The sequence below is a fragment of the Pseudomonas delhiensis genome, assembly GCF_900187975.1.
Lineage (GTDB): Bacteria > Pseudomonadota > Gammaproteobacteria > Pseudomonadales > Pseudomonadaceae > Pseudomonas > Pseudomonas delhiensis.
Genome location: NZ_FZPC01000003.1, coordinates 222,745 through 248,952, shown reverse-complemented (window position 1 = coordinate 248,952; position 26,208 = coordinate 222,745). Strand labels below are relative to the sequence as shown.

At 67.8% G+C, this 26,208-nt stretch carries 22 protein-coding genes; 14 read left to right on the top strand and 8 right to left on the bottom strand.

Annotated features, from left to right (window positions below):
• The first annotated feature begins 556 nt into the window (after positions 1-556).
• The 14 genes from CHC02_RS04225 (at position 557) to CHC02_RS04160 (ending at position 17,244) form a co-directional block, all read left to right on the top strand.
• Positions 557-1,957, top strand: a complete 1,401-nt coding sequence (locus tag CHC02_RS04225) for a polynucleotide adenylyltransferase PcnB (RefSeq protein ID WP_089390255.1) — start codon at positions 557-559, stop codon at positions 1,955-1,957.
• Positions 1,954-2,439 carry a 2-amino-4-hydroxy-6-hydroxymethyldihydropteridine diphosphokinase gene (gene folK / locus CHC02_RS04220; RefSeq protein ID WP_089390254.1) on the top strand — a complete coding sequence of 162 codons (486 nt, stop codon included), beginning with the start codon at positions 1,954-1,956 and terminating at the stop codon, positions 2,437-2,439. The genes CHC02_RS04225 and folK overlap by 4 nt, the downstream gene beginning before the upstream one ends.
• A 124-nt stretch (positions 2,440-2,563) precedes the next feature.
• Positions 2,564-3,364, top strand: coding sequence for a 3-methyl-2-oxobutanoate hydroxymethyltransferase (gene panB, locus CHC02_RS04215; RefSeq protein WP_089390253.1), 801 nt, complete (start codon positions 2,564-2,566; stop codon positions 3,362-3,364).
• Positions 3,361-4,212 (top strand): pantoate--beta-alanine ligase, encoded by an 852-nt coding sequence (panC, locus tag CHC02_RS04210; protein WP_089390252.1) that lies wholly within the window; start codon positions 3,361-3,363, stop codon positions 4,210-4,212. Before panB ends, panC begins: the two co-directional genes overlap by 4 nt.
• 111 nt (positions 4,213-4,323) lie before the next feature.
• Positions 4,324-4,704, top strand: a complete 381-nt coding sequence (panD, locus tag CHC02_RS04205; protein ID WP_009613020.1) for an aspartate 1-decarboxylase — start codon at positions 4,324-4,326, stop codon at positions 4,702-4,704.
• A 68-nt stretch (positions 4,705-4,772) separates the two neighbouring features.
• Positions 4,773-6,437: a glucose-6-phosphate isomerase gene (gene pgi, locus CHC02_RS04200; RefSeq protein WP_089390251.1), complete on the top strand. Its 1,665-nt coding sequence runs from the start codon at positions 4,773-4,775 to the stop codon at positions 6,435-6,437.
• Positions 6,438-6,902: 465 nt separating this feature from the next.
• The gene (gene acs, locus CHC02_RS04195) at positions 6,903-8,840 is read left to right on the top strand and encodes an acetate--CoA ligase (protein ID WP_089390250.1); all 1,938 of its coding nucleotides are present in this window, start codon (positions 6,903-6,905) and stop codon (positions 8,838-8,840) included.
• 94 nt (positions 8,841-8,934) lie between these two features.
• Positions 8,935-9,813 carry an oxygenase MpaB family protein gene (locus tag CHC02_RS04190; RefSeq protein WP_089390249.1) on the top strand — a complete coding sequence of 293 codons (879 nt, stop codon included), beginning with the start codon at positions 8,935-8,937 and terminating at the stop codon, positions 9,811-9,813.
• 117 nt (positions 9,814-9,930) lie between these two features.
• Positions 9,931-11,109, top strand: a complete 1,179-nt coding sequence (locus CHC02_RS04185) for an acetyl-CoA C-acetyltransferase (RefSeq protein ID WP_089390248.1) — start codon at positions 9,931-9,933, stop codon at positions 11,107-11,109.
• Between the two features lie 77 nt (positions 11,110-11,186).
• On the top strand, positions 11,187-11,807 hold the full coding sequence (locus tag CHC02_RS04180; RefSeq protein WP_089390247.1) for a response regulator transcription factor: 621 nt from the start codon (positions 11,187-11,189) through the stop codon (positions 11,805-11,807).
• Positions 11,808-11,898: 91 nt separating this feature from the next.
• Positions 11,899-15,117 (top strand): DUF748 domain-containing protein, encoded by a 3,219-nt coding sequence (locus CHC02_RS04175; RefSeq protein ID WP_089390246.1) that lies wholly within the window; start codon positions 11,899-11,901, stop codon positions 15,115-15,117.
• Positions 15,118-15,128: 11 nt separating this feature from the next.
• Positions 15,129-15,419: a DUF2845 domain-containing protein gene (locus CHC02_RS04170; protein ID WP_089390245.1), complete on the top strand. Its 291-nt coding sequence runs from the start codon at positions 15,129-15,131 to the stop codon at positions 15,417-15,419.
• Between the two features lie 14 nt (positions 15,420-15,433).
• Positions 15,434-15,733: a DUF2845 domain-containing protein gene (locus CHC02_RS04165; RefSeq protein WP_089390244.1), complete on the top strand. Its 300-nt coding sequence runs from the start codon at positions 15,434-15,436 to the stop codon at positions 15,731-15,733.
• Positions 15,734-15,792: 59 nt separating this feature from the next.
• Entirely contained in the window at positions 15,793-17,244 is a 1,452-nt protein-coding gene (locus CHC02_RS04160; RefSeq protein ID WP_089390243.1) for a rhomboid family intramembrane serine protease, read from the top strand.
• A 55-nt stretch (positions 17,245-17,299) separates the two neighbouring features.
• Here the strand turns inward: CHC02_RS04160 and CHC02_RS04155 are convergent, their stop codons facing one another.
• The 8 genes from CHC02_RS04155 to infB form a co-directional block, all read right to left on the bottom strand.
• Entirely contained in the window at positions 17,300-17,497 is a 198-nt protein-coding gene (locus CHC02_RS04155; protein ID WP_089390242.1) for a CsbD family protein, read from the bottom strand.
• 49 nt (positions 17,498-17,546) lie between these two features.
• Positions 17,547-17,897 (bottom strand): BON domain-containing protein, encoded by a 351-nt coding sequence (locus tag CHC02_RS04150; RefSeq protein ID WP_089390241.1) that lies wholly within the window; start codon positions 17,895-17,897, stop codon positions 17,547-17,549.
• A 195-nt stretch (positions 17,898-18,092) separates the two neighbouring features.
• The gene (locus CHC02_RS04145) at positions 18,093-19,511 is read right to left on the bottom strand and encodes a hypothetical protein (RefSeq protein ID WP_089390240.1); all 1,419 of its coding nucleotides are present in this window, start codon (positions 19,509-19,511) and stop codon (positions 18,093-18,095) included.
• Positions 19,512-19,602: 91 nt separating this feature from the next.
• Positions 19,603-21,708, bottom strand: a complete 2,106-nt coding sequence (gene pnp / locus CHC02_RS04140) for a polyribonucleotide nucleotidyltransferase (protein WP_089390239.1) — start codon at positions 21,706-21,708, stop codon at positions 19,603-19,605.
• A 167-nt stretch (positions 21,709-21,875) separates the two neighbouring features.
• A complete protein-coding gene (gene rpsO / locus CHC02_RS04135) occupies positions 21,876-22,145 on the bottom strand; it encodes a 30S ribosomal protein S15 (protein ID WP_009613036.1) in 270 nt (89 codons plus the stop codon).
• A 99-nt stretch (positions 22,146-22,244) separates the two neighbouring features.
• The gene (gene truB, locus CHC02_RS04130; RefSeq protein WP_089390238.1) at positions 22,245-23,159 is read right to left on the bottom strand and encodes a tRNA pseudouridine(55) synthase TruB; all 915 of its coding nucleotides are present in this window, start codon (positions 23,157-23,159) and stop codon (positions 22,245-22,247) included.
• Between the two features lie 3 nt (positions 23,160-23,162).
• The gene (gene rbfA / locus CHC02_RS04125; protein WP_089390237.1) at positions 23,163-23,552 is read right to left on the bottom strand and encodes a 30S ribosome-binding factor RbfA; all 390 of its coding nucleotides are present in this window, start codon (positions 23,550-23,552) and stop codon (positions 23,163-23,165) included.
• A 105-nt stretch (positions 23,553-23,657) separates the two neighbouring features.
• Complete coding sequence (infB, locus tag CHC02_RS04120; RefSeq protein ID WP_089390236.1) at positions 23,658-26,189, bottom strand: translation initiation factor IF-2; 2,532 nt, start codon at positions 26,187-26,189, stop codon at positions 23,658-23,660.
• Positions 26,190-26,208: the final 19 nt, after the last annotated feature.

Below are 26,208 nucleotides of genomic sequence, written 5' to 3'. Positions count from 1 at the left end.
CAACACGTAACGACTCCAGCACAACAAAAACAAAATCGCGGAGGCGCAGCTAACTGATTCTTTTGGAGGAGAGTAGCTGGTGGGAGAAATCCCGCAACCGATCGAAGAACAATAAAACTGCCTCGAGGCAGCGGCGGAATCGGTTGGATCGAAAGATCACTGCTCACTCAGCGACCAAAGCAATCCGTTTGCTCTTGTCGATCCCGAATGGGAATACCTCGAAGCGACTGGCCTCGAGGACGGGTCTACAAACAAAAACAACAAGCCCGGCATCATAACAAGAACAAAGCACGCACCTACTTGGGGGGGAGCTTCGGCTCCCCCAGTAGCTTTCCTCGCTCTCCCCTGCTCCCTTCGCTGTTCCCCGTTCCCTATCTCCCGCCCCCCGATGCTAGAATCCGAGCCCATTCGGACACACAACGCATCAGATTTACTGACGATTGTTTCCGCTGACCATGCTTTTCAAGCATGATGGGCTGCCCGCCGACTGCGATCGCCGGCCAGGGCACGCTGCGTTGCGCGACGCAATCCACCCCAACCTGTCAATAGTGCCTCCATGCTGAAAAAGCTGATCTCCTCCCTTCGCTCTCCCTTGCGCCGCAAGCGCGCAGTCCGCACCACCCCGGAAATCGTCGGCAGCAACCAGCATCCGCTGCGTCGCGAGCAGTTCAGCCGGCATGCGGTGAGCGTGGTGGACCGGCTGCAGAAGGCGGGATACCAGGCCTACATCGTCGGTGGCGGCGTCCGCGACCAGTTGCTGGGCATCACCCCCAAGGACTTCGACGTGGCCACCAGCGCCACCCCCGAGCAGGTCCGTGCCGAATTCCGCAACGCGCGGGTCATCGGCCGGCGCTTCAAGCTGGTGCACGTGCATTTCGGCCGCGAGATCATCGAGGTGGCCACCTTCCGTGCCCACCACCCGCAGGAAGAAGGCGAAGGCGACAGCAACCAGGCCTCGCGCAACGAGGCCGGGCGCATCCTGCGCGACAATGTCTACGGCACCCTGGAAGACGACGCCCAGCGCCGCGACTTCACCATCAACGCCCTGTACTTCGACTGCAGCGACGAGCGCATCCTCGACTACGCCCACGGCGTGCACGACATCCGCAACCGCCTGGTGCGCCTGATCGGCGACCCCGAGCAGCGCTACCTCGAGGACCCGGTGCGCATGCTGCGCGCGGTGCGCTTCGCCGCCAAGCTGGACTTCGAGATCGAGAAACACAGCGCCGCGCCCATCCGCAAGCTGGCGCCGGCGCTGCGCGAGATTCCCTCGGCGCGGCTGTTCGACGAAGTGCTCAAGCTGTTCCTCAGCGGCCGCGGCGAGCGCACCTTCGAGCTGCTGCTCGAATACGAGCTGTTCGCCCCGCTGTTCCCGGCCAGCGCCAAGGCCCTGGCCCGCGACCCGGACTACACCGGCAAGCTGATCCGCCAGGCCCTGGCCAACACCGATGCGCGCATCCACCAGGGCAAGCCGGTCACCCCCGCCTTCCTCTTCGCCGCCCTGCTCTGGCCGGCCCTGCCGGCGCGCGTGGCGCAACTGCAGGAGCGAGGCATGCCGCCGATCCCGGCGATGCAGGAAGCCGCCCACGAACTGATCAGCGAGCAGTGCCAGCGCACCGCCGTGCCCAAGCGCTTCACCATCCCGATCCGCGAGATCTGGGACATGCAGGAACGCCTGCCGCGACGCCAGGGCAAGCGCGCCGACCTGCTGCTGGAAAACCCGCGCTTCCGCGCCGGCTACGACTTCCTGCTGCTGCGCGAGAGCGCCGGCGAGGAAACCGGCGGCCTCGGCGACTGGTGGACGGACTACCAGGACGCCAGCGACGGCGAACGCCGCGGCATGATCCGCAATCTGGCGGCCAGCCAGGACGACGGCGCCGCCCCGCGCAAGCGCCGCCGCGGCGCTGGCAACCGCCGGCGCCGTGGCCCGCGCAGCGAGGGGGCTGGCAACGAGTGAGCGAGCGCGTCTACCTCGGCCTGGGCAGCAACCTCTCCGATCCCCTGGGCCAGCTGCGCGCCGCCATCGAGGCCCTGCGGGCCATCCCGCAGACCACGGTGGCCGCGGTCTCGCCCTTCTACATCAGCGACCCGCTGGGCCCGCCGGACCAGCCGCGCTACGTCAACGCCGTCGCCGCCCTGGACACCGACCTCGCCCCCCTCGCCCTGCTCGACGCCCTGCAGGCCATCGAGCTGGAACAGGGCCGCGTGCGCAAGGACGAGCGCTGGGGCCCGCGCACCCTCGACCTGGACATCCTGCTGTTCGGCGAGCGCCAGCTCGACGAGCCGCGCCTGACCGTGCCGCACTACCACATGCACGCCCGCGCCTTCGTCCTCTACCCCCTGGCGGACCTGGCGCCGCAGCTGCGCCTGCCCGGCGGCCGCAGCCTGTCGGAACTGCTGGCGGATTGCCCATTCACGGGCCTCGAACGGCTATCCTGATCGTCACCCCAGTTGGCGGTAACGCCGTAACAGTCCGGTAACACCTGCGATTGACTTCGCTTCCCCCCATACGGACTATAGGTGCCCCGCGCCGGCGCCAGCCGGCCCAACGAGGACCGTTTTCATGCCTGATGTCACCCTGACCACCCTGCAAGGCCTGAAGCAAAGCGGCGAGAAGATCGCGATGCTCACAGCCTACGATGCCACCTTCGCCCAGGCGGCCAGCGCCGCGGGAGCGGAGATGCTGCTGATCGGCGACTCCCTCGGCATGGTGCTGCAAGGCCACGACAGCACGCTGCCGGTCACGGTCGAGGAAATGGCCTATCACACCGCCTGCGTGAAACGCGGCAACCAGGGCGCGATGATCGTCACCGACCTGCCCTTCGCCTCCGGCACCTCGCTGCAGCGCCTGCTGGACGACGCGGTCAAGGTCATGCAGGCCGGCGCCCACATGGTCAAGCTCGAAGGCGGCGCCTGGCTGGCCGAGCCCATCGTGCGCCTGGCGCAGATGGGCGTGCCGGTGTGCGCGCACCTGGGCCTCACCCCGCAGTCGGTCAACCTGTTCGGCGGCTTCAAGGTCCAGGGCCGCCAGGAAACCCAGGCCCGCCAGCTGCGCGCCGACGCCATCGCCCTGGAGCAGGCCGGCGCCGCCATGCTGCTGCTGGAATGCGTGCCCAGCGCCCTGGGCCAGGAAATCAGCGAGGCGGTGAAGATCCCGGTGATCGGCATAGGCGCAGGCCCCGGCACCGACGGCCAGGTACTGGTGATGCACGACATGCTCGGCCTGTCGCTGTCCGGCCGCGCGCCCAAGTTCGTGAAGAACTTCATGCAGGGCCAGGACGGCATCCAGGGCGCCTTCGCCGCCTACGTCAAGGCCGTGAAAGACGGCTCCTTCCCCGGCCCCGAACACGGATTCTCCGCATGAACACCGTCAAGACCGTCCGCGAACTGCGCGCCGCCGTCGCCCGTGCCCGCGGCGAAGGCAAGCGCATCGCCCTGGTGCCGACCATGGGCAACCTGCACGCCGGCCACGCCGCCCTGGTGGCCAAGGCCGGCCAGCGTGCCGACTTCGTGGTCGCCAGCATCTTCGTCAACCCGCTGCAGTTCGGCCCCAGCGAGGACCTGGACAAGTACCCGCGCACCCTCGCCGCCGACCAGGCCAGGCTGCTGGAAGCCGGCTGCCACCTGCTGTTCGCTCCGGGCGTGGAAGAGATGTACCCCGACGGCATGGAAGGCCAGACCAAGGTCAGCGTGCCCGGCGTTTCCGAGGGGCTGTGCGGCGGCAGCCGCCCGGGCCACTTCGACGGCGTCGCCACCGTGGTCTGCAAGCTGCTGAACATGGTGCAGCCGGACATGGCGCTGTTCGGCGAGAAGGACTTCCAGCAACTGGCGGTGATCCGCAAGCTGGTGCGCGACCTGAACATCCCCGTGCAGATCTTCGGCGAACCCACCGTGCGCGCCGAGGACGGCCTGGCGCTGTCCTCGCGCAACGGCTACCTGAACGAGGACGAGCGCGCCCGCGCGCCGGTCATCCAGCGCACCCTCCGGCAGCTCGCCGAGGCCCTGCGCGGCGGCTCGCGCGACTTCCCGGCGCTGCTGGAGGAAGGCCGCCGGCAGATCGAGGCCGCCGGCCTGCGCGTGGACTACCTGGAGATCCGCGAGGCCCTGGGCCTGCGCCCGGCCAATGCCGGCGACAAGCAGGTGGTGGTCCTGGCCGCCGCCTTCCTCGGCAACACCCGCCTGATCGACAACCTGCCGCTGCAGCTCGACTGACCCGCCGTTGCCTGCCCCAGGCCGCGCCGCGCGCGGCTTGAGGCCGGGTAACAGGTTGGGCATACTCTGCCGCCGTTCGCGCCAAGCCCCACCACAACAGGAGCGCCCGCCATGCACAGCATCATGCTCAAGGCCAAGCTGCACCGCGCCGAAGTCACCCACGCCGTCCTCGACTACGAAGGCTCCTGCGCCATCGATGGCGAGTGGCTGGACCTCGCCGGTATCCGCGAGTACGAACAGATCCAGATCTACAACGTCGACAACGGCGAGCGCTTCACCACCTACGCCATCCGCGGCGAGGAAGGCTCGCGGATGATCTCGGTCAACGGCGCCGCCGCGCACAAGGCCAAGGTGGGTGACCGGGTGATCATCTGCGCTTATGCTCAGTACAGCGACGCCGAGCTCGCCAACTACCAGCCGCGCATGCTCTACATGGCCCCGGGCAACCAGCTCAGCCACACCAGCAACGCCATCCCGGTGCAGCTCGCCTGACCCGTCAAAGCCCGGAACCCCCGGGCTTTTTCACGCTCCAACGCACGTCACACCCCCGAAGGTACAGCATGGAACACCACCTCACCCCGCTGGATGCCACCCGCCTGCAGAGCTGGCAGGCACTGGCCGAGCACCGCAAGGATCTGCAGGACTTCAGCATGCGCCAGGCATTCGCCAGCGATCCGAAGCGTTTCGAGCGCTTCTCCCTGAGCGCCTGCGGCCTGTTCCTCGACTTCTCGAAGAACCTGATCCGCGAGGACACCCTCGGCCTGCTGGTCAAGCTGGCGGAAGAGGCGCAGCTGGGCGAAGCCATCCAGTCGATGTTCCGCGGCGAGGTGATCAACGCCTCCGAGCGCCGCCCGGTGCTGCACACCGCGCTGCGCCGGCCGATCGGCGACAAGGTGCTGGTGGACGGCGTGGACGTGATGCCGGAAGTGCACCGCGTGCTGCACCAGATGACCGAGCTGGTCGCCTACGTGCACAACGGCCTGTGGCGCGGCTACACCGAGAAGCCCATCACCGACGTGGTGAACATCGGCATCGGCGGCTCCTTCCTCGGCCCGCAACTGGTCTCCGAGGCCCTGCTGCCCTTCGCCCAGAAGGGCGTGCGCTGCCACTACCTGGCGAACATCGACGGCAGCGAGTTCCGCGAGCTGACCAGCAAGCTGAACGCCGAGACCACCCTGTTCATCGTCTCCTCCAAGTCCTTCGGTACCCTGGAGACGCTGAAGAACGCCCAGGCCGCGCGCGCCTGGTACCTGGCCCAGGGCGGCAACGAGGCGGAGCTGTACCGCCACTTCATCGCGGTTTCCAGCAACAAGGAAGCGGCGGTGGCCTTCGGCATCCGCGAAGAGAACGTCTTCCCCATGTGGGACTGGGTCGGCGGGCGCTACTCGCTGTGGTCGGCCATCGGCCTGCCGATCGCCATGTCGGTGGGCATCAACAACTTCAAGGAACTGCTGTCCGGCGCCCACAGCATGGACCAGCACTTCCAGAGCGCGCCCTTCGCCCGCAACATCCCGGTGCTGCTGGGCCTGCTCGGCGTCTGGTACGGCGACTTCTGGGGCGCCCGCAGCCACGCCATCCTCCCCTACGACTACTACCTGCGGAACATCACCGACCACCTGCAGCAGCTGGACATGGAGTCCAACGGCAAGAGCGTGCGCCAGGACGGCACCCCGGTCAGCGCCGGCACCGGCCCGGTGATCTGGGGCGGCGTCGGCTGCAACGGCCAGCACGCCTACCACCAGTTGCTGCACCAGGGCACCCAGCTGATCCCGGCGGACTTCATCGTCCCGGTGTCCAGTTACAACCCGGTGGCCGACCACCACCAGTGGCTGTACGCCAACTGCCTGTCGCAGAGCCAGGCGCTGATGCAGGGCAAGACCCGCGCCGAGGCCGAGGCCGAGCTGCGCGCCAAGGGCCTGGACGAGGCCGAGGTGCAGCGCCTGGCGCCGCACAAGGTGATCCCCGGCAACCGCCCGAGCAACACCCTGGTGCTGGAACGCATCAGTGCCCGCCGCCTGGGCGCGCTGATCGCCATGTACGAGCACAAGGTCTACGTGCAGAGCATCCTCTGGGGCATCAACGCCTTCGACCAGTGGGGCGTGGAACTGGGCAAGGAGCTGGGCAAGGCCGTCTACGGGCGCCTGGTCGGCAGCGAGGAGAGCCCTGCCGAGGACGCCTCCACCCAGGGCCTGATCGACTACTTCCGCGGCCGTCACCGCGGCTGAGTTCCCGCCTTGGGAAAGCGCCGTTTCCTCCGCAGGGGGAAACGGCGTTTTCATTTCCGCCGCGGATCGCGGACGGAGTCCGCTCCTACAGGTTACTGGGAGGCATGGCATTCCCCTGTAGGAGCGGGCCCTGCCCGCGATTTCGCGCGCAGGGCGCGCTCCTACAATCCGCCGGGAGGCATGGCTTCTCGTAGGATGGGTGGAGCGAAGCGATACCCATCACCATGAGGGCGCATAACCGTTCGCGGTTATCCGCCAATGCACCGAGGCCACAGCCAACGCCCAGGTCAACCCCGGGGCCACCGGGAACCAAGGCCAAACGGCGGATAACGCCGTAGGCGTTATCCGCCCTACGCCCCCCGGCCGAAATGCCGGCCATCCCTCCAAGGCTTGAACCGGGCCGCGCATTGGCCCAGTCTTGAGCCAGACGCCTTACCAAGACATCACAACAACAAGGATATCGTCATGTTCGAAATCACCGCTCACCCGGTGCCGGACGCCGTTCGCCAGCGTGCCTACCTCGACGAGGAGGGCTACCGGCGCCTCTACCGCCAATCCATCGAACAACCGGACGTGTTCTGGGGCGAACAGGCCAGGGCCCTGCTCGACTGGTTCAAGCCCTGGCACTCCGTGCACCACGGCGACCTGGCCCGTGGCCAGGCCAGCTGGTTCAAGGGTGGCCAGCTCAACGTCGCCTACAACTGCATCGACCGCCACCTGGAACAGCGCGGCGAACAGGTCGCCATCATCTGGGAAGGCGACAACCCCGCCGAGTCCGCCCACATCACCTACCGCAAGCTGCACAGCCACGTCTGCCGCCTGGCCAACGTGCTCAAGAGCCGCGGCGTGGAGAAGGGCGACCGGGTGTGCATCTACATGCCGATGATCCCCGAGGCGGCCTACGCCATGCTGGCCTGCGCGCGCATCGGCGCCATCCACTCGGTGGTGTTCGGCGGCTTCTCGCCGGATTCGCTGCGCGACCGCATCCTCGACGCCGACTGCCGCACCGTGATCACCGCCGACGAGGGCGTGCGCGGCGGCAAGTACATCCCGCTCAAGCAGAACGTGGAAAAGGCCCTGCAGGACTGCCCGAACGTCTCCAGCGTGGTGGTGGTGCAGCGCACCCAGGGCAAGGTGCCCTGGGTCGAGGGCCGCGACCTCTGGTACCACGAGGCCCTGCACGGCGCCAGCGAGGACTGCCCGCCGGAGCCCATGGACGCCGAGGACCCGCTGTTCATCCTCTACACCTCCGGCTCCACCGGCAAGCCCAAGGGCGTGCTGCACACCACCGGCGGCTACCTGCTGGGCGCTGCCATGACGCACAAGTACGTGTTCGACTACCACGAGGGGGACATCTACTGGTGCACCGCCGACGTCGGCTGGGTCACCGGGCACAGCTACATCGTCTACGGCCCGCTGGCCAACGGCGCCACCACCCTGATGTTCGAGGGCGTGCCCAGCTACCCGGACGCCTCGCGCTTCTGGCAGGTGATCGACAAGCACCAGGTGAACATCTTCTACACCGCGCCCACCGCCATCCGCGCCCTGATGCGCGAAGGCGAGGAACCTGTGAAGAAAACCTCGCGCGCCAGCCTGCGCCTGCTCGGCTCGGTGGGCGAGCCGATCAACCCGGAAGCCTGGGAGTGGTACTACCACGTGGTCGGCGAGACCCGCTGCCCGATCGTCGACACCTGGTGGCAGACCGAGACCGGCAGCATCCTCATCACCCCGCTGCCCGGCGCCACCTCCCTCAAGCCCGGCTCGGCGACCCTGCCGTTCTTCGGCGTGCAGCCGGTGCTGCTGGACGAACAGGGCAAGGAGATCGACGGCCCCGGCGCCGGCGTGCTGGCCATCAAGGCCAGTTGGCCGAGCCAGATCCGCAGCATCTACGGCGACCACCAGCGCATGGTCGACACCTACTTCAAGCCCTACCCCGGCTACTACTTCACCGGCGACGGCGCGCGCCGCGACGAGGACGGCTACTACTGGATCACCGGGCGCGTCGACGACGTGATCAACGTCTCCGGCCACCGCATCGGCACCGCCGAGGTGGAAAGCGCCCTGGTGCTGCACGACGGCATCGCCGAGGCCGCGGTGGTGGGCTACCCCCACGACCTCAAGGGCCAGGGCATCTACGCCTTCGTCACGCCGATGAACGGCACCGAGCCCAGCGACGAATTGAAGCAGGAGCTGCTGGCGCTGGTCAGCAAGGAGATCGGCAGCTTCGCCAAGCCGGAGGTGCTGCAGTGGGCGCCGGGCCTGCCGAAGACCCGTTCAGGCAAGATCATGCGGCGCATCCTGCGCAAGATCGCCTGCAACGAGCTGGACAACCTCGGCGACACCTCGACCCTCGCCGACCCCGGCGTGGTCCAGGGGCTGATCGACAATCGCATCAATAGGTGAAGGGCGGCTGCAAGCTGCAAGGCAGGGTGCCTGCGGTTAAGCTTATGGTGTGCACCACTTGTAGCTTGACGCTTGAGGCTTGCAGCTCGTCGCCATGGAAACCGTTCGCCGTCATATCGAAAGCCAGGTCCTGAGCCTGACCGGACTCGCCCTCGGGGGCGTCGACTTCGAATCCCCCAAGGGCGACCCGGGGCTGTTCGGCCCCGATTCGGCCTGCTGGAGGGTCCATGGCGACTTCAGCTCCATGCTCATCGGCGGCATCAGCGCCCTGCTCCTGCAGATGCTCCACCCCGCCGCCCTCGGCGGGGTGTGGGACCATTCCAATTTCCGCGCCGACATGCTCGGGCGCCTGCGCCGCACCGGCCAGTTCATCTCCACCACCACCTACGGCTCGGTGGCCGACGCCGAGAAGCTGATCGCCCGGGTGCGGCGCATCCACGACGGCGTCAGCGGCACCCTGCCCGACGGCACGCCCTATTCGGCCAGCGACCCGGACCTGCTGACCTGGGTGCACGTCGCCGAGGTCAGTTGCTTCCTCAAGTCGCACCTGCGCTACCTGAACCCCGACCTGCCCGGCAGCGAGCAGGACCGCTACTACGACGAGATCGCCCTGGTCGCCGAGCGCCTGGGCGCCCGCGACGTGCCGCGCTCGCGCCTGGAGGTGGCCGAGTACCTGGAACGCATGCGCCCCCGGTTGCGCTACAACGAGCGCACCCGCGACGTGGTCGAGGTACTGCTCGACGCCCCGGCGCCCAGTTCCCTGGCCAGGCCCTTCAGCGCCCTGATGATGCGCGCCGGCATCGACCTGCTGCCGGACTGGGCCGCCGACATGCTCGGTTTCTCCCTGCGCCCGCTGCAGCGCCAGCTGATCCGCGCCAGCGTGAAGCGCAGCGTGCCGCTGTTGCGCTGGGCGGTGCGCAACGGCTCGCTGCACCGCGCGCGCCGGCGCATGGGCCTGCCGCCGCTGCGCTGACCCTCGGGGTCGGCGCCTGACCACCCGGTTCGAGGAGTGGCCCGCCACGCACGGGCTGTGCAACCATGCCGGTTCGTTCGCCGCGGCCCGCGCCGCCCCATGCTGAGGATTCGTGTCATGCAAGATGTCGTCATAGTCGCTGCCACCCGCACCGCCATCGGCAGCTTCCAGGGTTCCCTGTCGGCCCTGCCGGCCCATGAACTGGGCGCCGCGGTGATCCGCCGCCTGCTCGAGCAGACCGGCGTGGCCCCCGAGGCGGTCGACGAAGTCATCCTCGGCCAGACCCTCACCGCCGGCGCCGGGCAGAACCCCGCGCGCCAGGCCGCCATCGCCGCCGGCCTGCCGAACAGCGTACCGGCGATGACCGTCAACAAGGTCTGCGGCTCGGGCCTCAAGGCCCTGCACCTGGCAGCCCAGGCCATCCGCTGTGGCGACGCCCAGGTGATCGTCGCCGGCGGCCAGGAGAGCATGAGCCTGTCGCCCTACGTGCTGCCCAAGGCCCGCACAGGCCTGCGCATGGGTCACGCGCAACTGCTCGACAGCATGATCGTCGACGGCCTGTGGGACGCCTTCAACGACTACCACATGGGCATCACCGCCGAGAACCTGGTGGAGAAATACGGCATCAGCCGCGAGGAACAGGACGCCTTCGCCGCCGAGTCCCAGCGCAAGGCCGCCGAGGCCATCGCCGCCGGGCGCTTCGAGGCGGAAATCACCCCCATCGAGATTCCCCAGCGCAAGGGCGAGCCGCTGCGCTTCGCCGCCGACGAGCAGGTCCGCGCCGGCACCAGCGCCGAGTCCCTGGCCAAGCTCAAGCCGGCGTTCAGGAAGGACGGCAGCGTCACCGCCGGCAACGCCTCCACCCTCAACGACGGCGCCGCCGCCGTGCTGCTGATGAGTGCCGCCAAGGCCGCCGAGCTGGGCCTGCCGGTGCTGGCGCGCATCGCCGCCTACGCCAATGCCGGCGTCGACCCGGCGATCATGGGCATCGGCCCGGTGTCCGCCACCCGCCGCTGCCTGGACAAGGCCGGCTGGCAGCTGGCCGAGCTGGACCTGATCGAGGCCAACGAAGCCTTCGCCGCGCAATCCCTGGCGGTGGGCCAGGAACTGGGCTGGGACGCAGCCAAGGTCAACGTCAACGGCGGCGCCATCGCCCTCGGCCACCCCATCGGCGCCTCCGGCTGCCGCGTGCTGGTCACCCTGCTGCACGAAATGCTCCGGCGCGATGCCAGGAAGGGCCTGGCCACCCTCTGCATCGGCGGCGGCCAGGGCGTCGCGCTGGCCCTGGAACGCTGAGCCTCGCCAGGCGCGGCCGCAAGGTCGCGCCAACTGGGCTATCTTCATTGGGCGGATCGCGCCTTCAAGGATTGCCCATGAACAAACGCGTCATCGTGGTGGAGGATCACCCGGCCATGCGCCTGGCGATCCGCTCCCTGCTCGCCCAGGACCCCCAGTTCGAAATCGTCGGCGAGGCCGACGACGGCAACGCCGGGCTCAACCTGGTGCGCCAGCAGAAGCCCGACCTGGTCATCCTCGACCTCAACCTGCCGGGAATGGACGGCATGGACCTGCTGGCACGGGTGCACATCTTCGACGAGAACATCCGCCTGCTGGTGCTCAGCTCCCAGGACGAGCGCCTCTACGCCGGGCGCGTGGAGGCCGCCGGCGGGCACGGCTTCGTCAGCAAGAACAAGGACACCGCGGCCATCCTCAATGCCGCGCGCATGCTGGTCGCCGGCTACCGCTGCTTCCCCGAGCGCCCCCTGGGCGCGCCCGGGCAGCCCGGCGACGACCCGGTGGCGATGCTCACCCCGCGCGAGCTGGTGGTGCTGCGCAGCCTGGTGCGCGGCCTGAGCAACAAGCAGATCGCCGAGGAGCTGTTCCTCAGCCAGAAGACCGTCAGCACCTACAAGACGCGCATCCTCGAGAAACTGCAGCTGAGCAGCCTGGTGGACCTGGTGGAGTTCGCCCGCCAGCACAACCTGCAGGCCTGATCGCCGCGACCGACTGCCACGGCTCAGGATTTTGAACTTTGCACGCGTGCCATACTCCGAGGGTACGCCACGACGGAAGACGACTCCCGCTATGCCCAAAGGATTGATTCGCGCAATCGGCACCCTGGTGCTGCTGTTCCTCCTCTATTGCCTGCTGGGCTTCCTGACACTCCCCGGCATCGCCCTGCGCGTGGCCAACCAGCAACTGGCCCAGTACGCCAGCGTGCCGGCGCACATCGAGCGCATCGAACTGAACCCCTTCAGCCTGGAGCTGAACGTCTGGGGCCTGCGCATCGGCGCGCCGGGCCAGGAGCAGGTGGCCTTCGAGCGGCTCTACGCCAACCTCGAACTGGACAGCCTGTGGACGCACCAGCTGCACCTGGCCGACGTGCAACTGGACAAGCCCCATGGCGAAGTGGTGTTCGCCGAGGACGGCAGCCTCAACCTCACCCGCCTGTTCAAGCTGCCGCCCAGCGAGCCCAAGCCCGAGCAGCCGGACAGCAAGCCCTTCCCGCTGCGCATCCAGCGCATCGCCCTGAGCCAGGGCAGCGTGCACTTCCAGGACAACCGCCCGAGCGAGCAGGTGGACTTCGTCTTCGACCCGCTGGGCTTCGAGCTGAACAACCTCAGCACCCTGCCCGACAGCGGCGCGCAGATGACCCTCAGCGGCACCGGCCCGCACGGCGGCAAGGTCGACTGGAAGGGCGACCTCAGCCTGACCCCGCTCGCCTCCAGCGGCAACCTGTCGATCCAGGGCATCCCGCTCAAGGCCTGGTGGCCCTACGTGCGCGACAATGTTCCGCTGGAACTGCAGAAAGGCATCCTCAGCGTCGCCACCGACTACAAGCTCGATCTGAGCAAGGACACCCAGCTGCTGCTGGAGAAGACCAGCGCCAACCTGCGCGACCTCGACCTGAAGAGCCCGGCCGGCAAGCCGCTGGTCACCCTGGCCAGCCTCGACGTGGCCGATACCAGCATGGACCTGGCCAAGCGCGAGGTGGTGGTCGGCCAGATCCGCAGCCAGGGCCTGGAAACCTGGGCCGCCCGCGAGAAGGACGGCCAGCTCGACTGGCAGAAGCTCTTCGCCGACTTCCAGAAGCCCGCGCGCAAGCCGGCACCGAGCCCGGCCCCCGCCGAACCGCCGGCGCCCGCGGCCGATGCCGCGGCGAAACCCGACACCGCCGCCCCGGCCGCCACGCCCGTAGCGGCTGCGGCCAGCCCGGCGCCCGCCAAGGCCGAAACGGCCCCGACGGAGAAAACCGAAACCCGGGCCGCGGCGAAACCCGAGGCCAAGCCTGAAGCCCAAGCCCAAACCCAAGCCCAAGCCCAAGCCCAAGCCCAAGCCCAAGCCCAAGCCCAAGCCCAAGCCCAAGCCCAAGCCCAAGCCGACCAGGCTGCGGCCGCCGCCGACAAGCCGGCAAGCCCGCCGCCGGAGCCGGCCAAGCCGGCCGAGCCGCAGAAACCCTGGCACGTGGTGCTGCGCGACACCCAGCTGCGCGGCTACAAGGTGTACCTGGCCGACCGCGTGCCGGCCAAGCCGGTGGCCCTGGACGTCGGCCCGCTGGACCTCGACCTGCAGGACGTCGACAGCTCGCTGACCCAGGCCCTGCAGCTGCGCCTGAAGACCGGCATCGGCAACCGCGGGCAGATCGAGGCCAGCGGCAGCGTCATCCCCAACCCGGCCAGCGCCAGACTCAAGGTCGCCACCCGCGACATCGACCTGCGCCTGGCGCAGTCCTACCTCGAGCCCTTCATCCGCCTGGAACTGCGCAGCGGCTTCCTCGCCAGCAAGCTCGACGTCGATCTCAAGAGCACCGAGCCGCTGGCCTTCAGCGTCGGCGGCAGCGCCGAGGTCAGCCAGTTGCACACCCTGGACACCCTCAAGAGCCGCGACTTCGTCAAATGGCAGAAGCTCACCCTCGACGGGCTGGCCTACAAGCATGGCGACAGCCTGGTGATCCAGAGCGTGTCCTTCGAGCAGCCCTACGCGCGCTTCATCATCAACGAGGACCGCAGCACCAACGTCAGCGAGCTGATCATCACCCAGCCCGGGCAGCCGGCGGCCAAGGGCGCCGCCAGCCCGGCCAGGGCCGGCAGCGACAAGCCCCTGGGCATCCACATCGGCGGCATCCGCATCAACGACGGCTCGGCCAACTTCGCCGACCTGACCCTGCGCCCGGACTTCGCCACCGCCATCCAGCAACTGGGCGGCGAGATCGGCACCCTCGACAACCGCAACCCGCAGCCGGCCAGCGTCGACATCAAGGGCAAGGTCGACAAGTACGCCCCGGTGACCATCAAGGGCAGCCTCAACCCCTTCTCGCCGCTGGAGAAACTGGACATCGCCACCAGCTTCAAGCGTGTCGAGCTGACCACCCTGACGCCCTACTCCGGCAAGTTCGCCGGCTACCGCATCCGCAAGGGCCGGCTCAACCTCGACCTGCACTACCAGATCACCAAGGGCCAGCTGAAGGCCGACAACAAGGTGCTGGTGGAACACCTGCAGCTGGGCGAGAAGGTCGACAGCCCCGACGCCGTCGACCTGCCGGTGAAGCTGGCGGTGGCCCTGCTCAAGGACACCAACGGCAACATCGACATCCAGCTGCCGGTGGAGGGCGACCTGAACAACCCGCAGTTCAGCGTCATGCCCATCGTCTGGCAGACCCTGCGCAACCTGGTGCTGCGCGCCGTGCAGGCGCCCTTCAAGTTCATCGCCGGCCTGGCCGCCGGCGGTGGCGACGAGGACCTGGGCAACGTGCCCTTCGCCGCCGGCTCCAGCGAGCTGACGCCCGCCGCCCAGGGCAACCTCGACAAGCTCGCCGGCGCCCTCAAGCAGCGCCCGGCGCTGAAACTGGAAGTCGAAGGGGTCAGCGCCGCCGCGGCCGACGGCCCGCTGCTGGCCGAGCGGCGCCTGCAGCAGGAATTCCGCGACAACTACTACAAGATGCTGCAGCGCCGCGGCGACAAGGTGCCCAGCGACGCCAGCCAACTGGAGGTGCCGGAAGACCTGCAGCCGGCCCTGCTCGAAGGCATCTACCGCACGCGCCTGAAGAAACAGCCGCCGGCGCAGTGGCAGGAGCTGGACAAGGACGAGCGCACCGCCAAGCTGCGCCAGGCGGTGCTCGACTCCTGGAGCGGCAGCCAGTTGCTGTTGCGCAAGCTGGCCCAGGAGCGCGGCGCGCACATCAAGGACTATCTGGTCACCAAGGGCGGCCTGGGGGATGATCGCATCTACCTGATCGACGTCAGCCAGGCCGAGGCGGAAAAGGGCGGCGAGGTCGTCACCCAGCTCCATCTCGACAGCGAATGAGGCGCGCCCCGATGAAGTTCCTGCCCCTGCTGGCCGCGGCCCTGCTGCTGGCCAGCGCCACCGCCCGGGCCGACAGCATGCGCTGCGGCAGCGCCCTGGTCAGCGTCGGCGACCGCGCCTGGGAAGTGGAGCAGAAGTGCGGCGCGCCGGACCACCGCGACGACGTCGGCTACACCCTGGGCGGCTACGACCGCCGCGAGTTCAAGGTCGAGGAATGGGTGTACGGCCCGCGCAACGGCGCCACCTACATCCTCACCTTCGAAGCCAACCGCCTGAAGCGCATCGAATTCAAGCGCGACTGACCCGCGGAGCCCGCATGCGCCCCAGCCTCCTCGCCCTCACCCTGCTGCTGCTCGCCGCCACGGCGCAGGCCGACAGCCTGCGCTGCGGCAGCCGGCTGATCAGCAGCGGCGACAGCGCCAGCGACGTGCTCGAGCGCTGTGGCCAGCCAGTGGACCGCGCCTACCTGGGCAACCGCATCGTCGTCGGCGACTGGGGGCAGCGCGAGGAGGTGCGGGTGGAGGAATGGATCTACGGCCCCTGGAACGGCATGCTGTACTTCGTGCGCTTGCGCGGCAACCGCATCGACGCCATCCAGAGCAAGCGCAGCAACTGACAGACAGCGCCCGATGCCGGTGATAGTCTCGCGCCATCACTGCCAAGGACAGGTCGCCCATGCTCATCGTGCCCGCCGAACACCCGCTGGACTGGAAGAAGCCGCCGCTGGTGACGCTGCTGCTGATCCTGCTCAACTGCCTGATCTTCTTCGTCTACCAGGGTGGCGACCGGGCCCGCCAGGAACAGGCCGTGGGCGTCTACCTGGAGCTGGACCTGCTGGGCCGCGAGCGCGCGCTGTTCGGCGAGTCGCTGGCGCGCCGCGAGAAGCTGGACGACAACCAGAAGCGCGCCATCGAGGGCCTGCGCCGCCAGGACCTGGCCTGGCTGATCCTCCGCGACCTGGAGTTCGGCCATGAGCTGCGCGGCCAGCCGGCCTTCCAGCAGGACCCGGCCTGGCAATCGGCGCGGGCCAGCGCCGAGGCCGCGCGCGACCGCCTGAGTTCGCTGCGCTTCGGCTTCATCCCCGCGCAGTTCAGCCTGCAGGGGCTGTTCGGCTCCATGTTCCTGCACGGCGACTTCTGGCACCTGGCCGGCAACATGGTGTTCCTGTTCATCTTCGGCTTCGCCCTGGAAATCGCCCTGGGGCGCCTGAAGTACCTGGCCCTGTACCTGGTCAGCGGGCTCTGCTCCGGCCTGCTGTGGTGGGCGCTGGACCCGGTGTGGGTCACCGGCATCGGCGCCTCCGGCGCCATCTCCGGGCTCATGGGCATGTACATCGGCGTGTACGGGCTGCGGCGCATCCGCTTCTTCTACTGGCTGGGGCCGCTGCTCGGCTACTTCAGCGCGCCGGCGCTGTGGATACTGCCGCTGTGGATGGGCAAGGAGCTCTACGGCCTGCTGCGCGCCGCCGACCACGTCAACTACTACGCCCACCTCGGCGGCCTGGCCTCGGGCTTCCTGCTGGTGTGGCTGCCGCGCCGCTTCGGGCGCCTGGAGGTGGACGAGGCCTACCTGGCCAAGGAAGACCCGGACGCCGCCTTCAAGCGCGACCTGGCGGCGCTGGACGCGCTGATCGGCCGCTTCGCCCTGGACCAGGCGGCGAGCCGCGGCCAGGAGCTGCTGCTGCGCCACCCCGGGCGCCTGCTGCTGGTGGAGCGCCTGTACGGCGTGGCCCTGTCCCGCCAGGACGCCGCGCTGCTCGGCGCCGTGCTCAAGCAATTGTTCGCCCTGCCGCCGAACGAGGCCGCCGGCCTGCTGCGCCGCCTGGCCGACGACAGCGCCGGGGAGAAACAGCGCCAGCTGGCCCACCCCGTGGTGCAACTGCACCTGCTGCAGAGGCTCCTGCAGCTGGAGGACGGGCCACGGGCCCTGGGGGCCTGGCGGCGCCTGGCGAAGAACGGCCAGCACCCGGCGCAACTGCCGCAGATGACGCTGCAACTGGCCAAGCGCCTCGGCGCCCAGCGCGACAGCCAGGGCCTGCGCGAACTGGCGCAGTTCCTTCGCCAGCGCTACCCCGAGGCCGAACAGACGCGCCAGCTGGCGCTCTACCAGGAGCAGTTGGCGCGCTGACGAAAAAGGCCCCGCCGGCTTGCGCCGACGGGGCCTGGTGCGAAGCCGCCCGGCGTTACAGGCGGTCGCTGAAGTCGCGCACTTCCTGCTCGGCGCGGTCACGGCTCCAGCCGTAACGCTCCTGCAGCTTGCCGACCAGGTATTCGGCATGTCCGTCCGCCACCTTCAGGTCGTCGTCGGTCAGCTTGCCCCACTTCTCCCTGAGGGTGCCAGACAGCTGCTTCCACTTGCCTTTGATCACATCGGTGTTCATGGGGGACTCCCGTTCGCGGGGGGCCCGGGGCGACCCGGGCCCACATGAATCAGTCCACGGCCTTCAGGCCATCGGCGGAGACCGCCGTGACGCCCTTGATGCCCTTCGCGGTCTGGATCGCCAGGTCGCGTTCGGCCTCGGTCTTGACCGTGCCGGACAGGGACACCACGCCCTTGTTGGTTTCCACCTTGATGCTGGTGCCGCTGATGTCCTTGTTGGCGATCAGGCTGGATTTCACCTTGCTGGTGATCCAGGTATCGGAAACCGCTTCCTCGGTCTTCTGCACGGTGTCATTCGCAGCGAGGGTCGTCGGTTGCGCGAACACCGGGCTGGCGAGCGAGAAGCTCAGGGCGGAAGCGGTGGCAGCGGCAAGGGCCAGTTTGCTGAAACGGTGTTTCATGGCGATCTCTCCTGTACTTTGCAAGGAACTGCGACCATGCCTGGCGGCAGTTTCACAAGGGATATCGCAAGCTCCGGGCCAGCTTTTGCGGAAAGATAAACTCCTTTCTATTCAATAAGTTAAATATAAAGACCGATACCGGGACATGGGCAATTTGCACAGTAGGCCCCGCCTGGCCGTGCAAACTGCATGGCCCTAGCCGCCCTGGCGGGCCATCTTCTCCAGCACCTGTTCCAGGCTGGCCACCTCGGCGAGCAGCGGCGAATCCGGGTAGCGCAGGCGGATGAACGCCAGCAGCTTGCCGGCCGGCTCGAGCTGCCCCAGGCCTTCGGCGAAGCCGCGCGCGGCCATCAGGTAGGCCCGCGGAATCTGCGGGTACTGCGGGAAGCGCTGGTGCAGGTTGCGCAGCAGGCTGAGGGCTTCGCGGGCCTTGTGGCGTTGCAGCAGCACCTCGGCGATGCGCTCGCACACCAGCGGGTCGTCCGGCAGGTAGTCGGCCTGCAACTGCCGGGCGTTGAGCAGGGCGCTGGCCGCCAGCTGCGGGTTCAGCCGCGTCGCCAGGGGCAGGTAGAGGGCCAGGTGGGCCAGGCAGGCGTCGCGCTCGTTCAGCCCGTACAGCAACTGGTGGTAGCGCTCGTTCAGGCGCAGGTCCTCGGGGTCCTGACGCAGGGCCGCCGCCAGGGTCTCCATGGCAGCGCCGCCCTGCCCTTCCTTCACCCGCACCTCGGCTTCGGCCAGGGCCCGGCGCCGACGCCATTCGGCCTCGGGGAAGCCTTCCACGAGGTCATCGCCGGCCACCGCGTAGCCCAGCGCGCCCTGGTACTGGAACACGGCGTACCCCATCATCGCGCACATCACCACGCCGAAGTAGCCGAGCAGCGCCACCAGCACCGGCATCAGCACCACCTTGGGCAGGCCGAAGCCGAGCAGCCAGGCCAGGTAGTTCGGCGATTGCCAGAGGATGAACAGGAAGACGCAGAGGATCAGGTAGCGCCAGCCCATGGCGCCGATCACCTGGCCGACTTCCACCGGGCTGAGCGCCGAGCCCAGGCTCTTGTCCAGGGCCAGGCGGATGACGCTGGCCGGCAGCACCAGCACCAGGGCGACGTTCACCACCCAGAACAGCGAGGGATTGTCGAAGTCCGCGGCCAGCCAGAGCAGCACCGCGGCCACGACGAACACCGCCAGTTGGCGCAGGAAGGCGCCCAGACTGGAGAGGTCGAAGGCCTCGCCCAGGCCGGGCGCGTCGTTGCTGCCCAGGCTGACAGCCTCGATGACGCTGTGCAGGTACTTGGTGGCCACGCTCAGCAGGGCCAGCCACAGCAGCAGCATGCTGGGCATGAACAGGCTGGCCAGGGCGAGCGCCGCGGCGAACAGCAGCGGGCCCGGTTGCAGGGCATAGGCGAAGAACTTCGGCAGGCGCTCCCAGAACGGCTGGGCGCTGTTGGCCGCGCCCAGGTACTGCAGGCCGTTGCGGCACAGCGGGCAGGCCGGGGCGTATTCCGGCACGTCGGCGTTCAGCGGCACGCAGCAGTCGCCGTAGTGGCGCTGGCACGGCAGGCAGAACCAGGTGGCGGGCTGTGCCTGGTGGTAGTGGCAGTAGTGCTTGTCCATCGGCCTGGCTTTCCTTGCGTGCTGGCGAGGCGCCATTGTCCAGGCAAAAAAAGAGGGCCCGCAAGGGGCCCTCTTTTCATTTTGCTACCGCTTAGACACCAGAGGCTTCCGCGGCGGCAACGTCCTTGATGGACAGCTTGATGCGGCCGCGATTGTCCACGTCCAGCACCAGGACCTTGACTTCCTCGCCTTCCTTGAGCACGTCGGTGACCTTGTCGATGCGCTTGTCGCTGATCTGCGAGATGTGCACCAGGCCGTCCTTGCCCGGCAGGATGTTGACGAAGGCGCCGAAGTCGACGATGCGCTCGACCTTGCCGACGTAGATCTTGCCGATCTCGGCTTCCGCGGTGATGCCCAGGACGCGCTGCTTGGCGGCCTCGGCAGCTTCCTTGGTCTCGCCGTAGATCTTCACGCTGCCGTCGTCCTCGATGTCGATCGAGGCCTTGGTCTCTTCGCAGATGCCGCGGATGGTGGCGCCGCCCTTGCCGATGACGTCGCGGATCTTGTCCGGATCGATCTTCATCGACAGCATGGTCGGGGCGTTTTCCGACAGCTCGGCGCGCGGCTGGGCGATGACCTGGTTCATCTGGCCGAGGATGTTCAGGCGCGCTTCCAGCGCCTGCTCCAGGGCGATCTCCATGATCTCTTCGGTGATGCCGTTGATCTTGATGTCCATCTGCAGGGCGGTGACGCCCTTGGCGGTACCGGCAACCTTGAAGTCCATGTCGCCCAGGTGGTCTTCGTCACCCAGGATGTCGGTCAGGACGGCGAACTTGTCACCTTCCTTGACCAGGCCCATGGCGATACCGGCCACCGGCGCCTTGACCGGCACGCCGGCGTCCATCAGCGCCAGGGAAGCGCCGCACACGGAAGCCATGGAGCTGGAGCCGTTGGATTCGGTGATCTCGGAAACCACGCGGATGGTGTAGGGGAACTCGTCCTGCGACGGCAGCATGGCGGCGACGCCACGGCGGGCCAGGCGGCCGTGGCCGATTTCGCGACGGCCCGGGCTGCCCATACGGCCGCACTCGCCCACCGAGAACGGCGGGAAGTTGTAGTGCAGCATGAAGGGGTCCTTGCGCTCGCCTTCGAGGGTGTCGAGCAGCTGCGCATCACGGGCGGTGCCGAGGGTGGCGACGACCAGGGCCTGGGTTTCGCCGCGGGTGAACAGGGCCGAACCATGGGTCTTGCCGAGCACGCCGACTTCGATCTTCAGCGGACGCACGGTGCGGGTGTCGCGGCCGTCGATACGCGGTTTGCCGTTGACGATGTTCTCGCGAACGGTGCGGTATTCCAGCAGGCCGAACACGTCCTTGACTTCGCTGGCCGGGTACTGGCCTTCGCCTTCGCCGGCGAACCTGGCGACGATTTCCTCGCGCAGGGCGTCCAGGGCGGCGTAGCGGTCCTGCTTGATGGTGACGGTGTAGGCCTCGGAGATCGCAGCGCCGAACTCGGCCTTGATGGCGTTGACCAGGGCGGTGTTCTCGGCCGGGGCGCTCCAGTTCCAGGTCGGCTTGCCGGCTTCGGTCGCCAGTTCGGCGACGGCGCGGATGACCGCCTGGAATTCTTCATGGGCGTACAGCACCGCACCCAGCATCTGGTCTTCGGTCAGCTCGTCGGCTTCGGACTCGACCATCAGCACGGCGTCGGAGGTACCGGCCACGACCATGTCGAGGCTGGAGCTCTGCAGTTGCTCGTAGGTCGGGTTGAGGATGTAGCCGACTTCCGGGTGGAAGCCTACGCGGGCGGCGCCGATCGGGCCGGCGAAGGGAATGCCGGAGATCGCCAGGGCGGCGGAGGTGCCGATCATGGCGGCGATGTCCGGATCGGTCTTCTTGCCGGTGGAAACGACGGTGCAGACGACCTGCACTTCGTTCATGAAGCCTTCGGGGAACAGCGGGCGGATCGGACGGTCGATCAGGCGCGAGGTCAGGGTTTCCTTCTCGGAAGGACGGCCTTCGCGCTTGAAGAAGCCGCCGGGGATGCGGCCGGCTGCGTAGGTCTTCTCCTGGTAGTGGACGGACAGCGGGAAGAAGCCCTTGTTCGGGTCGGCCTGCTTGGCGCCCACGACGGTGACCAGCACGGTGACGTCGTCCATGGTGACCAGCACGGCGCCGGTGGCCTGGCGGGCGATGCGGCCAGTCTCGAGGGTTACGGTCGATTGACCGAACTGGAATTTCTTGGTTACCGGGTTCACGGTGTCTTTACCTTCACTTAGTTGCCTTGGGGGAAATCGTGGAAATGCCGGGAGTCGGACCCGATTACATTCCCTAAAAAGCGAGAAGCCGGGAGCCCGAAGCCGAAGGCCGGTTCGCACCGCCCATCAACTCCAGACTCCCAGCTTCCCACTTCAGGCTTGCCGTCTTAGCGACGCAGGCCCAGGCGACCGATCAGGGCGCTGTAACGAGCAGTGTCCTTGTTCTTCAGGTAGTCCAGCAGCTTGCGGCGCTGGTTGACCATGCGGATCAGGCCACGACGGGAGTGGTGGTCTTTGCCGTTGGCCTTGAAGTGGTCCTGCAGCTTGTTGATGTTGGCGGACAGCAGGGCAACCTGCACTTCCGGGGAACCGGTGTCGCCTTCAGCTTGCTTGTACTCGTTTACGATCTGGGCTTTCTCTTGGACGCTCAGTGCCATGATGGGCTTTCCTCTGAGGTAACAGGCCAGGGACTTTTCCCTGTGTTCATAAAGGAGGTGTGACCGTGCCTGTTGACAGCCACCCTCGGGTTTCCGGCCTTACGACCGAATCAGTCGACGCGGCGCGATACGCCCGTCGTCGGTCACCTCACCGATACCGATGAAGCGACCCTCGTGATCCTGCACCCGCAGCATGCCGAACTTCGGTGCCTCGGGTGCGCGTACCGGCTGCCCATGCAGCCAGTAGTAGGCGCTGTGCTCGGACAGCTGCAGCAGCGGCCAGTGTTCCAGGCCGGCATCCACCGGCAGCAGGAAGCGGTCGAGGGCCTCGTTGCCGCCCTCGGCGTGGGCCTGCACCAGCTCATCCAGCGTCACCGCCTGGGCCAGGCCGAAGGGGCCCGCCTGGGTACGGCGCAGTGCGGCCACATGGGCACCGCAGCCCAGCTCGCGGCCGATGTCCTCGACCAGGGTGCGGATGTAGGTGCCCTTGCTGCAGGAAACGGCCAGGGTGGCGCAGGGCGCCTCGAAGGCCAGCAGTTCCAGGCGCGCAATAGTAACAGAACGCGCCTCGCGCTCCACTACCTCTCCTGCACGGGCCAGCTTGTACAGCGGCTGGCCGTCCTTCTTCAGTGCCGAATACATCGGCGGCACCTGCTCTATCTCGCCGCGGAACCGCGGCAGCACGGCCTCCAGGGCCTCCCGACCGACGGTCACCTGGCGCTCCTCGAGCACCTCGCCCTCGGCGTCGCCGGTGGTGGTGGTGACGCCCAGCCGGGCTACGGTCTCGTAGCCCTTGTCGGCATCGAGCAGGTACTGGGAGAACTTGGTCGCCTCGCCGAAGCACAGCGGCAGCACGCCGGTGGCCAGGGGGTCGAGGCTGCCGGTGTGCCCGGCCTTCTCGGCGTTGAGCAGCCAGCGCACCTTCTGCAGGGCCTGGTTGGAGCTCATGCCGCGCGGCTTGTCGAGCACCAGCACGCCGTCGACCGCACGGCGGATACGTTTCACCTGGGCCACGCCTTACTCCTCGGAACCGCCACCGTGGCGACGGTCTTCGGCCACCGCCCGCTCGATCAGCGCCGACAGCTCGGCACCGCGACGGATACTGGCGTCGTAGCTGAAATGCAGCTGCGGCACGGTGCGCAGCTTCATCGCCTTGCCCAGGTGCATGCGCAGGAAACCGGCGGCGTCGTTGAGGATCGAGGTATTCTGCTTGATCACCTCGGCATTGTCGTCCTGCCCCATCACGGTGATGAACACCTTGGCGTGGGACAGGTCGCGCGCCACGTCGACGCCGGTGATGGTCACCAGGCCCAGGCGCGGGTCCTTGACCTCGCGCTGGATGAGCAGCGCCAGTTCGCGCTGCATCTGATCGCCGATACGCTGGGTACGGCTGTACTCTTTGGCCATTTTCCTAACCTGCTTCCGGCAGCCCGAAGGCACCGGACGAATAAGCGGCAAACGCCCGGGACAGCGGATGGCCGGCCCGGGCGCTGCGATTACGCTCGTCTGCCCTTACAGGGTACGAGCGACTTCGACCTTCTCGAACACTTCGATCTTGTCGCCGACGCGGACGTCGTTGTAGCTCTTCACGCCGATACCGCACTCCATGCCGGCACGGACTTCGGCAACGTCGTCCTTGAAGCGGCGCAGCGATTCCAGCTCGCCCTCGAAGATCACCACGTCGTCGCGCAGTACGCGGATCGGACGGTTGCGGTGCACCAGGCCCTCGGTGACCATGCAGCCGGCGACCGCGCCGAACTTCGGCGAACGGAACACGTCACGCACTTCGGCGATACCCAGGATGTTCTCGCGGACATCGCTGCCGAGCATGCCGGTGAGGGCTTTCTTGACGTCTTCGATGATGTCGTAGATCACGTTGTAGTAACGCATGTCCAGGCCTTCGGCTTCGACGATCTTGCGCGCACCGGCGTCGGCACGGACGTTGAAGCCGAACAGCACCGCGTTGGAGGCCAGCGCCAGGTTGGCATCGGACTCGGTGATGCCACCGACGCCGCCGCCGACCACGCGGACCTGCACTTCTTCGTTGCCCAGGCCGCTGAGCGAGCCCTGCAGGGCTTCCAGGGAACCCCGAACGTCGGCCTTGAGGACGATGTTGAGGGTCTTCTTCTCTTCCTGGCCCATGCTCTCGAAGATGTTTTCCAGCTTCGCCGACTGCTGGCGCGCCAGCTTGACCTCGCGGAACTTGCCCTGGCGGAACAGCGCGACTTCGCGGGCCTTCTTCTCGTCGGCGACCACGGTCACTTCGTCACCGGCATCCGGGGTGCCGTCCAGGCCGAGGATCTCGACCGGGATGGACGGGCCGGCTTCCTTGATCGGCTTGCCGTTCTCGTCGAGCATGGCGCGCACGCGGCCATAGTTGACGCCGCAGAGGATCATGTCGCCCTGGCGCAGGGTACCGTCCTGGACCAGCACGGTAGCCACCGGGCCACGGCCCTTGTCCAGGCGCGACTCGACCACCACGCCACGGCCGGGGGCCGACGGGGTGGCCTTGAGCTCCAGGACTTCGGCCTGCAGCAGCACGGCTTCGAGCAGTTCGTCGACGCCGGTACCCATCTTCGCCGAGACCGGCACGAAGGGCGCGTCGCCGCCCCACTCTTCCGGGATCACGTCGAGCGCGGCCAGGCCGTTCTTGATGTTGTCCGGGTTGGCGTCGGGCTTGTCGATCTTGTTGATCGCGACCACGATCGGCACGCCAGCGGCTTTCGCGTGCTGGACGGCTTCCTGGGTCTGCGGCATCACGCCGTCGTCGGCCGCCACCACCAGGATGACGATGTCGGTCGCCTGGGCACCACGGGCACGCATCGCGGTGAACGCGGCGTGGCCGGGGGTGTCGAGGAAGGTGACCATGCCGCGGTCGGTTTCCACGTGGTAGGCGCCGATGTGCTGGGTGATGCCACCGGCTTCGCCCGCGGCCACCTTGGCGCGACGGATGTAGTCGAGCAGCGAGGTCTTGCCGTGGTCGACGTGGCCCATCACGGTCACCACCGGCGCACGGGATACCGCCTCGCCTTCGAACTTCAGCGACTCGGCCAGTTGCTCTTCCAGGGCGTTCTCGCTGACCAGCTTGACCTTGTGGCCGAGTTCCTCGGCGATCAGCTGGGCGGTCTCCTGGTCGAGTACCTGGTTGATGGTCACCGGGGTGCCCATCTTGAACATGAACTTGACGACTTCGGCGCCCTTCACCGACATCTGCTGAGCCAGCTCAGCAACTGTGATGGTCTCGCCGATACTCACTTCGCGCACAATCGGTCCTGTCGGGCTCTGGAACCCGTGCTGGTTACGCTTCTTCAGCTTCGACTTGCCGCGACCGCCGCCACGACGACCGAAACTGTCATCGTCATCCACGCCGGAGCGGACAACGCGCGGAGCAGTGGTCTTTTCCTTTTCCTTGATCGACGGGCGATGCTGGGCATGCTTGCGATCACGACGCTCGTCTTCCTCGCCACGCTTCGGCGGACGGCGCACTTCGGCTTCCTTCTTGCGCTCATCGCCGGCAGCCGGAGCGGCGGCGGGAGCGGCAGCCGCAGCGGCAACGGCCGGCGCCTCGGCAGCGACTGCGGGGGCAGCCGGCTGCGGAGCCTGTTCAGGCTGGCGACGGGCCGCTTCCTCGGCCTGGCGACGGGCTTCGGCCTCGGCCTTCTGACGGGCCTCTTCCTCTGCCTTCAGGCGAGCGGCCTCTTCGGCGGCGCGCTGCTCTTCCAGCTCGCGCTGACGCTCGGCCTCGATCTCGTCGGGGCTGCGCTTGACGTAGGTTTTCTTCTTGCGAACCTCGACGCTCACCGTCTTGCTGCCAGCCACCCGCAGGGTGGAAGTGGTCTTACGCTGCAGGGTGATCTTGCGCGGTTCTTCCAGGCGGTCGCCATGGCTACCCTTGAGGTGCGCCAGCAGAGCCTGCTTCTCGTTGTCGGTCACTACCTGCTCGGCACTGCTGTGCGGCAGGCCCGCCTCGCGCATCTGCTGCAGCAGGCGCTCGACCGGCGTATCGACCGTTTTGGCCAGTTCTTTCACCGTGACTTGCGTCATGCATTTCTCTCCTCAGGCC

Bases quoted from the DNA above. Each gene is read 5' to 3' on its own strand.
- CHC02_RS04225 (WP_089390255.1), top strand. From the start codon at position 557: ATGCTGAAAAAGCTGATCTCCTCCCTTCGCTCTCCCTTGCGCCGCAAG.
- panB (WP_089390253.1), top strand. From the start codon at position 2,564: ATGCCTGATGTCACCCTGACCACCCTGCAAGGCCTGAAGCAAAGCGGC.
- panC (WP_089390252.1), top strand. From the start codon at position 3,361: ATGAACACCGTCAAGACCGTCCGCGAACTGCGCGCCGCCGTCGCCCGT.
- panD (WP_009613020.1), top strand. From the start codon at position 4,324: ATGCACAGCATCATGCTCAAGGCCAAGCTGCACCGCGCCGAAGTCACC.
- pgi (WP_089390251.1), top strand. From the start codon at position 4,773: ATGGAACACCACCTCACCCCGCTGGATGCCACCCGCCTGCAGAGCTGG.
- acs (WP_089390250.1), top strand. From the start codon at position 6,903: ATGTTCGAAATCACCGCTCACCCGGTGCCGGACGCCGTTCGCCAGCGT.
- CHC02_RS04190 (WP_089390249.1), top strand. From the start codon at position 8,935: ATGGAAACCGTTCGCCGTCATATCGAAAGCCAGGTCCTGAGCCTGACC.
- CHC02_RS04185 (WP_089390248.1), top strand. From the start codon at position 9,931: ATGCAAGATGTCGTCATAGTCGCTGCCACCCGCACCGCCATCGGCAGC.
- CHC02_RS04180 (WP_089390247.1), top strand. From the start codon at position 11,187: ATGAACAAACGCGTCATCGTGGTGGAGGATCACCCGGCCATGCGCCTG.
- CHC02_RS04175 (WP_089390246.1), top strand. From the start codon at position 11,899: ATGCCCAAAGGATTGATTCGCGCAATCGGCACCCTGGTGCTGCTGTTC.
- CHC02_RS04170 (WP_089390245.1), top strand. From the start codon at position 15,129: ATGAAGTTCCTGCCCCTGCTGGCCGCGGCCCTGCTGCTGGCCAGCGCC.
- CHC02_RS04165 (WP_089390244.1), top strand. From the start codon at position 15,434: ATGCGCCCCAGCCTCCTCGCCCTCACCCTGCTGCTGCTCGCCGCCACG.
- CHC02_RS04160 (WP_089390243.1), top strand. From the start codon at position 15,793: ATGCTCATCGTGCCCGCCGAACACCCGCTGGACTGGAAGAAGCCGCCG.
- CHC02_RS04155 (WP_089390242.1), bottom strand. From the start codon at position 17,497: ATGAACACCGATGTGATCAAAGGCAAGTGGAAGCAGCTGTCTGGCACC.
- CHC02_RS04150 (WP_089390241.1), bottom strand. From the start codon at position 17,897: ATGAAACACCGTTTCAGCAAACTGGCCCTTGCCGCTGCCACCGCTTCC.
- CHC02_RS04145 (WP_089390240.1), bottom strand. From the start codon at position 19,511: ATGGACAAGCACTACTGCCACTACCACCAGGCACAGCCCGCCACCTGG.
- rpsO (WP_009613036.1), bottom strand. From the start codon at position 22,145: ATGGCACTGAGCGTCCAAGAGAAAGCCCAGATCGTAAACGAGTACAAG.
- rbfA (WP_089390237.1), bottom strand. From the start codon at position 23,552: ATGGCCAAAGAGTACAGCCGTACCCAGCGTATCGGCGATCAGATGCAG.
- infB (WP_089390236.1), bottom strand. From the start codon at position 26,189: ATGACGCAAGTCACGGTGAAAGAACTGGCCAAAACGGTCGATACGCCG.